7 protein-coding genes are annotated in these 8,842 nt (G+C 68.7%); 1 reads left to right on the plus strand and 6 read right to left on the minus strand.

From position 1 onward, the window contains the following. The coding region (locus ACNPM4_RS15340) for a YfgM family protein (RefSeq protein ID WP_448986254.1) at window positions 1-208 on the plus strand (208 nt) is incomplete at its 5' end. Between the two features lie 8 nt (window positions 209-216). Here ACNPM4_RS15340 and poxB read toward each other — a convergent pair. From poxB to ACNPM4_RS15370, 6 genes are all read right to left on the minus strand, one after another. Beyond that, window positions 217-1,941: a ubiquinone-dependent pyruvate dehydrogenase gene (gene poxB, locus ACNPM4_RS15345; RefSeq protein ID WP_448986255.1), complete on the minus strand. Its 1,725-nt coding sequence runs from the start codon at window positions 1,939-1,941 to the stop codon at window positions 217-219. A 175-nt stretch (window positions 1,942-2,116) separates the two neighbouring features. Then, a complete protein-coding gene (locus tag ACNPM4_RS15350; protein ID WP_105710398.1) occupies window positions 2,117-3,481 on the minus strand; it encodes an NAD-dependent succinate-semialdehyde dehydrogenase in 1,365 nt (454 codons plus the stop codon). Between the two features lie 25 nt (window positions 3,482-3,506). After that, a complete protein-coding gene (locus ACNPM4_RS15355) occupies window positions 3,507-4,973 on the minus strand; it encodes an NAD-dependent succinate-semialdehyde dehydrogenase (RefSeq protein ID WP_448986257.1) in 1,467 nt (488 codons plus the stop codon). A 22-nt stretch (window positions 4,974-4,995) separates the two neighbouring features. Further along, window positions 4,996-6,543 (minus strand): APC family permease, encoded by a 1,548-nt coding sequence (locus ACNPM4_RS15360; RefSeq protein WP_448986259.1) that lies wholly within the window; start codon window positions 6,541-6,543, stop codon window positions 4,996-4,998. After that, the gene (locus ACNPM4_RS15365) at window positions 6,543-7,427 is read right to left on the minus strand and encodes a universal stress protein (protein ID WP_262001304.1); all 885 of its coding nucleotides are present in this window, start codon (window positions 7,425-7,427) and stop codon (window positions 6,543-6,545) included. Before ACNPM4_RS15365 ends, ACNPM4_RS15360 begins: the two co-directional genes overlap by 1 nt. Beyond that, on the minus strand, window positions 7,427-8,809 hold the full coding sequence (locus ACNPM4_RS15370) for a flavin monoamine oxidase family protein (protein ID WP_372469148.1): 1,383 nt from the start codon (window positions 8,807-8,809) through the stop codon (window positions 7,427-7,429). The genes ACNPM4_RS15365 and ACNPM4_RS15370 overlap by 1 nt, the downstream gene beginning before the upstream one ends. Between the last annotated feature and the right edge of the window lie 33 nt (window positions 8,810-8,842).

Raw genomic sequence — 8,842 nt, forward strand, 5'->3', positions numbered from 1 at the left:
GGCGGGCGGCTCCGAGCTCTTCGCCGCCCGCGTGCTGGCAGGGAACGACCGCGCAGCCGATGCCGTACCCCTCTACCGCAGCGCCATCGACCACGCCGCCGACCACCCTCCGCTGCTCCAGGTCGCAGCCCTCGAGCTCGGCAACGTGCTCGAGTCGCTCGGACGGCACGGTGAGGCGGCCGAGGTGCGGGCCCTCGTGCAGAGCTGACCTGCGGGTCAGAAGAGCTGGCGCCAGTTGGCCTTCGCGAGGTCGAGGAGCTCGTCGCCGCGGCCGGACATCACCGTGCGGATCGCATAGAGCGCGAACCCCTTGACCTGCGCGGCCTCGATCGCCGGCGGCATGGAGAGTTCCTGCCGCTCGGTGACGACGTCGAGCAGGGCGGGCCCGTCGTGTGCGAGCACCTCGCGCACGGCATCCGGGAGGTCTTCGCTGCGTTCCACCCGACGCGCGAAGATGCCCATGGCTTCGGCGATCGCCGCGAAGCTCGGGTTCTCCAGGCCGGTCCCGTAGGTGACGAAGCCCGCGGCCTTCATCTCGAGCTCGACGAAGTTCAGCGAGGAGTTGTTGACCACGATCGTCTTCACCGGCAGCTTGTTCTGCGTGAGCGTGAGGAGCTCGCCGAGCATCATCGCGAGCCCGCCGTCGCCGGCCAGCGCGACCACCTGACGGTCGGGATGCGCGACCTGCGCGCCGATGCCGTGCATCAGGGCGTTCGCCATCGAGCCGTGTGTGAAGGAGCCGATCAGGCGACGCTGCTCCGTCATCGAGAGGTAGCGCGCCGCCCACACGGTCGGTGATCCCACGTCGGCGGTGAAGATCGCGTCGTCGGCAGCATGCTCGTCCAGGAGTCGGGCCAGGTACTGGGGGTGGATGGGGCGCTTTCCCTTGGCGGGGACGGCGAGCTCGTCGAGCTTCTTCCTCGTCTTGCGGTAGTGCGCGATCGCGTCATCGAGATGGCCGCGGTCGTCTTTCCTCGCCACTCGCGGCAGCAGCGCGTCGGCCGTCGCACGCACGTCGCCGACCAGCCCCAGATCGAGCGGATGCCGTTTGCCGAGCTGCGCGCCGCGGATGTCGACCTGGATGGTCTTGGCGTGGTCCGGGTAGAACTGCTCGTACGGGAAGTCGCTGCCCAGCACCAGCAGGGCGTCGGCGGCCTCCATGGCGCGGAAGCCGGAGGCGAAGCCCAGCAGGCCCGTCATCCCGACATCGAAGGGGTTGTCGTACTCGATGAACTCCTTGCCGCGGAGCGCGTGCACGATGGGAGCGCCCAACTTGTCGGCGAGGGCGATGACCTCGTCGTGCGCACCCTCGACACCGGCACCGGCGAGGATCGTCACGTTCTTCGCGGCGTTCAGCAGAGTGGCCGCCTTCTCGAGCTCTGCCGGGTTGGGTACCACCACAGGCAGCGCGCGCTCGATCACGACGGCGCGGTCGTCGGCGATGTCGGCGAGGGCGACGTCGCCCGGGATCACGAGTACCGCGACGCCCCGCTCCTCGATGGCCGCGCGCATGGCGATCTCGAGCAGTCTCGGCATCTGCTTCGGGTCGGCGACGTACTCGACGTAGACGCTGCACTCGCGGAAGAGCTCCTGCGGATGCGTCTCCTGGAAGTACCCGGTGCCGATCTCGGTGGTGGGGATGTGCGCGGCGATCGCGAGCACGGGCACGCGCGAGCGGTTGGCGTCGTAGAGGCCGTTGATGAGGTGCAGGTTGCCCGGACCACACGAGCCGGCGACGACCGCGAGCTCTCCCGTGGTGGCGGCATCCGCGGCGGCCGCGAAGGCGGCGGATTCTTCGTGCCGCACGTGCACCCAGCGGATCGTGCCGTCTTTGCGCAGCGCGTCCGTGAAGCCGTTCAGCGAGTCCCCGGGGATGCCGTAGACACGGTCGATCCCGTTGGCATGCAGAGTCTTGACGATGTTCTCAGCGACGTTGGCCATGCTTCGACCCTACGCCCGAGCAGCGACGGCGGCTCGGGCGTTGACAGGAGGACGCACCACCTCTCCGAGGTCGCACGAAAGGAAGGAGATCTCACGGTGTGAAGGAGTGGATGCGGCATCCGCTCCTTCATTCCGCGAGATCTCCTTCCGGGCGCGAGCCCCCGACCTGCTCGCGTCAGCCGATGCGGATCAGCTTCTTGTTCACGAACTCGTCGGCGGCCAGGTGGCCCAGCTCGCGGGCCGTGCCGCTGCGCTTGACGCCACCGAAAGGCAGCTCGGGACTGTCGGCCAGCACGAGGTTGACGTAGACCATGCCCGCCTCGATCTTGTCGGCGACGCGCTCGGCCTGTTCGGCATCCGTCGTGAAGACGTAGGAGCCGAGGCCGAAGGTGGTGTCGTTCGCGAGCTGGACCGCCGCGTCCTCGTCCGCCACACGGTAGACGACGGCTGCGGGACCGAAGAGCTCCTCGCGGTACACGTTCATCTCGGGCGTCACGTCGGTGAGCACGGTCGGCGCGAAGAACGCTCCGTCGCGGGTGCCGCCGGTGAGCAGCGTCGCGCCCTGCTCGACGGCCTGATCGATCTGCTTCTGCAGGTTCTCGGCCGCGGCTTCGGAGGCCACCGGTCCGAGGACCGTGTCGTCGAGCGTCGGATCCGTCGCCTCGACGGCGGCCATCTTCTCCGTGAACTTCTCGACGAACGCGTCGTACAGCCCGTCGACGATGATGAAACGCTTGGCGCCGTTGCACGCCTGACCGTTGTTGTCGAGGCGTGCGTCGACGCCGGCCTGCACCGTCGCGTCGAGGTCGTCTGTCGAGAGCACGATGAACGGGTCGGACCCGCCCAGCTCGAGGGCGACCTTCTTGAGGTTGCGACCGGCGATCTCGGCGACGGCGGCCCCGGCACGCTCGGAACCGGTGAGCGAGACGCCCTGCACGCGCGGGTCGGCGATCATCGTCGCGATCTGCTCGTTCGTGGCGAGCACGTTCTGGTAGGCACCCTTCGGGAAGCCGGCATCGTGGTAGATCGCCTCGATCGCGGACGAGGACTCCGGGCACTGCGGCGCGGGCTTGAGCAGGATCGTGTTGCCCACGATCAGGTTCGGAGCCGCGAAGCGCACGATCTGGTACGCCGGGAAGTTCCACGGCATGATGCCGACGAGCGGGCCGAGCGAGGAGCGGCGGATGATGGCCGACCCCTCCCCCAGGATCGCGATCGGCTGGTCGGCCATGATCGACTCTGCCTGGTCGGCGTAGTACTCGGCGATGTCGGCGGCGAAGTCGACCTCCCCGAGGGCGGCCTCGCGGGGCTTGCCCATCTCGCGCACGAAGATGTCGGCGAGCTCCTCCCGACGCTCGCGGTGCAGCTCGGCCGCGCGGCGGACGAGGGCTGCACGCTCAGCGACGGTCGACGAACGGGACCACTCGCGGTGGGCCTCGTCGGCGGCGGCGACCGCCTCCTCGATCTGAGCGTCGGTGAAGGTGTCGAAGGACGCCAGCGTCTCTCCGGTGGCGGGGTTGATGACGGCGTAGTCGGTCATGTTCTCTCCTCCTCTGGCTGCTCGGTCAGGAGACCGGGATCAGCGTGTACTTGGTGGACAGGTACTCGTGGATGCCCTCGAACCCGCCCTCGCGTCCGACGCCGGACTGCTTCACTCCGCCGAAGGGTGCGGCGGCGTTGGAGACGACGCCCACGTTGAGACCCATCATGCCCGTCTCGAGCTTGTCGATCATCCGCTGGCCGCGCTGCAGGTTCTCGGTGAACACGTACGAGACGAGCCCGTACTCGGTGTCGTTCGCCAGGTGTACGGCCTCGTCCTCGGTCTCGAAGGTCGCGATCGCGAGCACCGGGCCGAAGATCTCCTCGCGGAGGATCGCGCTGCCGGCGACGACGTCGGTGAGCACGGTGGGCTCGTAGAACGTGCCGGTGCCCTCGACGGCCTTGCCACCGGCGAGCAGAGTCGCACCGCGACCGACGGCCTCGTCGACGAGCTCGCCCGCCTTGGCGACGGCATCCGCGTCGATGAGCGGTCCGATCGCCACACCTTCCTCGGTACCGCGACCGATCTTCATGCCGTTGACCCGCTCGGTGACACGCTTGGCGAACTCACCCGCGACGTCCTTGTGCACGATGAAGCGGTTGGCTGCGGTGCAGGCCTGGCCGATGTTGCGGAACTTCGCGGCGAGTGCACCCTCCACCGCCTTGTCCAGGTCGGCGTCGTCGAACACCACGAACGGCGCGTTGCCGCCGAGCTCCATCGACACCCGCAGCACGCCCTCGGCCGCCTGGGCGATGAGCTTGCGTCCTACCTCGGTCGATCCGGTGAAGGAGAGCTTGCGCAGCCGCGGGTCGGCGATGATCGGCGCGGACAGCGCGCTGGACTTCGACGTCTGCACGACGTTGACGACGCCCGCAGGGAGCCCCGCCTTCTCGAGCAGCGAGACGAAGAAGATCGTCGTCAAGGGAGTCAGCGCCGGGGGCTTGATGACGACCGTGCACCCGGCCGCGAGTGCCGGAGCGATCTTGCGGGTGGCCATCGCGAAGGGGAAGTTCCATGGCGTCACGAAGAACGACGGTCCGACCGGACGCTGCGACACGACCATGTGGCCGGTGCCCTCGGGGTTGATGCCGTAGCGACCGCTGATGCGCACGGCCTCCTCGCTGAACCAGCGCAGGAACTCGCCGCCGTAGACGACCTCGCCACGGGCCTCGGCGAGGGGCTTGCCCATCTCGAGCGTCATGAGCAGCGCCAGGTCCTCCTTGTGCTCCTGCACGAGGTCGAACGCCGTGCGGAGGATCTCGCTGCGCACGCGCGGGGCGGTGGCCGCCCACTCGTCCTGAGCGGCGACCGCGGCGTCGAGGGCACGGATGCCGTCGGCCGGCGTCGCGTCGGCGATCGTCCGGATCACCGTGCCGGTCGCCGGGTCCTGCACGTCGAAGGTGCCGCCGGTCTCGCCGTCGATCCACTGACCGCCGATGAAGAGGCGGGTGGGGATGCTGTCGAGGAGCGCCTGTTCGGTCTGAGTGCTCATGATTCTCTTTCTGTGAGGAGGGCTATGCGCGCTTGCGTCGGCTGGGCGGTGCGTCGATGCCCAGCGTCTCGCCGCGGAAGAAGGCGGGCCGGCGGACCGCGTTCCAGATCATGACCGCGATGCCGACGACGATGATCAGCATCCCGAGGATGAAGACGATGCCGACCCCGCCGATCTGCGATCCGGAACCGTATTCCGGGTCCATCGAGTCGATCAGCGTCGTGAAGAACAGCACCGCGAGGATCGCGCCACCGACGAGCGGGAAGAGGAACGTGAAGAAGACGTTCCGCGTCGAGTCGAACCACTGCTTGCGGAAGTACCACACGCACGCGAACGCGGTGATCCCGTAGTAGAAGCAGATCATCATGCCGAGCGTGAGGATCGTGTCCCACAGGGTGTCTTCACTGACGACGCGCATCACGGCGTAGAACGCGGAGGCCACGATCGCCGAGATGATGGTCGCGTACCCCGGCGTGAAGAAGCGGGGGCTGACCTTCGCGAACACCTTCGGCAGGGCGCCGTAGTGCCCCATGGCCAGCAGTGTGCGCGCCGGGCCCACGAACGTGGACTGCAGCGACGACGCGGAGCTGGTCAGAACGGCCAGCGACACCAGGAACGCGAGCGGCCCCAGGATCGGGCCGGAGAGGTGGAAGAACACGTTCTCCTGGATGTCCGCGTTGCCGAGCCCCAGGGCCCCGGTGCCGACGCCGGCGAACATGATCATCGCGACCGCGAGCAGCAGGTACAGCGACACGATCGTGAGCACCGTGACGGTGGCCGCGCGACCCGGTGTCCTCTCCGGATCCTTGGTCTCCTCGTTCATGGTGAGGGTGACATCCCAGCCCCAGAAGATGAAGATCGAGAGCGAGAGGCCCGCGGCGACCGCGCTGAAGGAGGAGATCGCGAACGGGTTGAACCAGTTCAGGTCGAACGGCTGGTAGTCGAAACCGTTGCCGTTCACCGCCTGCACGATGGCCGCGACGGCGAAGAACACCAGCACCAGGATCTGGAAGCTGACGAGCCAGTACTGCAGCTTCTGCGTCGTCTGCATGTCGCGATACGAGATCCACGTCGCGCCGAGCATGAACAGCAGGCAGACGCCGATGTTGATCCAGGTGACACCGGCGAGGTCGCCGATCTCCGGGTTCCCGGTGATCTGCGACAGCAGCAGGAAGAGGAAGTCGACCGCGACGCCGGCGAGGTTCGACAGCACCAGGATCGTCGCGACGACCAGACCCCAGCCGGCCATCCAGCCGACCCACGGTCCGAACGCTCGGGCCGCCCAGGTGAACGACGTGCCGGAGTCCGGCATCCGATTGTTGAGCTCGCGGTAGCCGAAGGCGACGAGGAGCATCGGGATGAAGCCGACGAGGATGATGGCCGGGATCTGCGCCCCGACCTCGGATGCCGTGGGGCCGACGGCGGCGGTGAAGGTGTACGCGGGGGCGATGCACGAGATGCCGATCACGACCGCGCCGATCAGGCCGACCGTTCCGGCGCTCAGGCCCTTGGTGGAGATGCCGGTCGTGACACCGGATTCGGGCTCCGTCGCCCGGTTCGTGCTGCTCATCAGCGGTCTCCTGCTTCGTTGCGGGTACGCGGGACGACGATCATGGGAACGGGCAGTTCGTGCAGCATCTTCGCTGCCGTGGAGCCCAGGAACAGGCGACGCGGTTGCGCCAGCCGGCTGGAGCCGACCAGGACGACCTCGCCGGGAAGCCAGGAGAGATGGGCGACGGCGTCTTCGACCGAGTCGCCCGGTGCCCTCTCGACCGCGGCCGTGCGACCGTCCGGCAGCAACTCGGCGGCGACGGCGAGCACCTCCTGGCCGTGGGTGTCGCCGACCGTGCGGATCGCTCCGGTGTCGAGTCCGGGGGGAACGTCGAACGGAACGAGGGATACGAGCCGGAGGTCGACACCGCTGTCTCCGGCGAGCGCGACGGCCTCGTCGAGGAGGGCGTCGGCACCGGGTCGGGATCCGACGGCGACCGTCACGCGCGGCAGGACGTGATCGTCCTGCTGGGCGGCGCCCACGGGCGCGAGCGCCACCGGAATGGTCGACGAGTGCAGCAGCTCGGAGGCGACGCTGCCGAGACGGTGGCGTCCGAAGATGCCGCCCCCGGCCGCGCCGATCACGATCACCCTGGCGCCGAATTCCTCGCCGGCGGCGATCAGGCCCTCGGCGAACGATTCGGAGAAGCGCACGTGACCGCTGCGGGTCAGCTCCTGCGGGAGCCGGACCACGGCGTCTTTGAGCCACTGCCGCGCCTGCGCCTTGATGTGCTCCTCGTACGCGCGCTCCGGTGGGACTGCCGCGCTGCGCGTGCCCTCGTTCGGCAGCACGATCACCAGGTGCAGGGTCGCACCGAGGCTGCGAGCGAGCCGGGCGCCGAGTGCCGCGGCATCCGCTCCCGCGTCCGTCGCCGTGTATCCGACGACGACCGAGCCCGTCATCAGCTGCCGCTCTCGACAGCGCCGGCGTCGCGACTCGCGTCGACGATGTTCGATGCGACGAGGTGGCCCATGCGGATCGCCCCGTCGACGTGCTGGTACCCGGCGCCGGCCATGTCGCTGCACGCGAAGTGGATCGGGCCGACCGCCGTGCGGAGGTCCGCGCCGTAGCGGTGCAGGCCCCCCATGTCGAAGCTCGCGGCGTAGGCGCCGCGCGTCCACTCCTCGCTGCCCCAGTCGCTCTCGTAGTAGACGACCGGGTTCTTGGCCTCGGGTCCGTAGTAGTGCGACAGCGACTCGAGGATGCGCTCCTTGCGCTCCTCGGCCGACAGCTCGAACACGCCGTCGGCGTTGGCGTCGGAGACGAAGCCGACCAGGGTGCCGCGCTCGTCGCCGTGGTTGGTGTTGTCATAGGCCTCGTGCGAGAGCTCGTACGGGCTGAAGGCGGTGCCGCTGAGGCCCTGCTCGCGCCAGAACGGCCGGTCGTACACGGCGTGCACCTTGATGACGAAGCCCATCGACAGGTGCTGGTGCAGCTGATGCTGTCGGCGCGGCAGCGGAGGGTCGAACGCGATACGGCTGTAGAGCACCGGCGCGTGCGCGAGGATCGCGTGGCGGGCACGCACCGTGTGCTGATCGGTGGTGGCGACGACACCCGTGTCGGACCATTCGAGGCCGCGCACTGGCTGGTTCAGCAGCACGTCGTCGCCCAGGCGCTCAGCGAGGCGCAGCGGAACCTGCTGCAGACCGCCGACCACTCGCTTGTCGAGGATGAAGTCGGCGTCGACGAGGTTCGAGTAGGAACCTGCGGACGCGGCCATCAGCAGCGACTGCAGCAGTGAGAAGGAGTGAGTGGGCTTGGTGAGCATCGCGGAACCGGTGGCGAAGGCCAGGTTGCGCACGGCCTCGTCGTCGTCGGTCTGCGAGCGCAGCCAGGCGTCCCAGGTGATCGTGTCCCAGTCCTCGGCGCTGGGGTGGGCCCAGGGACGGTCCGGGTCGATCTCGGCGACCAGTGCGTCGAGGATCTCGGTGACCCTGGCGATCTCGGCCTCGGTCTCGGGCGCCACCGGGAACATCTCGCCCGTGAAGCGGTGCGCCTTCCCGTCGGGGCCGACATAGACGCTGTCGCCTTCACGGTAGCGGCTGTAGGTCTCGAGCCCCAGCTCCTCGATCGTGTCCTTGAGCGCGTCCTGGTCGGGCGACACCCACTGGCCGCCGATCTCGAGCATGGCGCCCTCGATCACGTCGGTCCACAGGCGCCCGCCGACGCGGTCACGGGCCTCCAGCACGGCGACCGAGAGGCCGGCCTTGCGGAGGTCGTTCGCCGCCGTGAGCCCTGCGGCTCCGGCACCGATGATCAGTACGTCGCGTGTGATCTCAGCCATCTGCAACTCCTTCGTTGGGTGAAACAGTGCCGG

It is taken from the genome of Microbacterium umsixpiens (genome assembly GCF_053543675.1).

What these genes read in the sequence shown, in the direction of transcription:
- ACNPM4_RS15350 (WP_105710398.1), bottom strand. Translation starts at nt 3,481, where the DNA reads ATGACCGACTACGCCGTCATCAACCCCGCCACCGGAGAGACGCTGGCG.
- ACNPM4_RS15365 (WP_262001304.1), bottom strand. Translation starts at nt 7,427, where the DNA reads ATGACGGGCTCGGTCGTCGTCGGATACACGGCGACGGACGCGGGAGCG.
- poxB (WP_448986255.1), bottom strand. Translation starts at nt 1,941, where the DNA reads ATGGCCAACGTCGCTGAGAACATCGTCAAGACTCTGCATGCCAACGGG.
- ACNPM4_RS15355 (WP_448986257.1), bottom strand. Translation starts at nt 4,973, where the DNA reads ATGAGCACTCAGACCGAACAGGCGCTCCTCGACAGCATCCCCACCCGC.
- ACNPM4_RS15370 (WP_372469148.1), bottom strand. Translation starts at nt 8,809, where the DNA reads ATGGCTGAGATCACACGCGACGTACTGATCATCGGTGCCGGAGCCGCA.
- ACNPM4_RS15360 (WP_448986259.1), bottom strand. Translation starts at nt 6,543, where the DNA reads ATGAGCAGCACGAACCGGGCGACGGAGCCCGAATCCGGTGTCACGACC.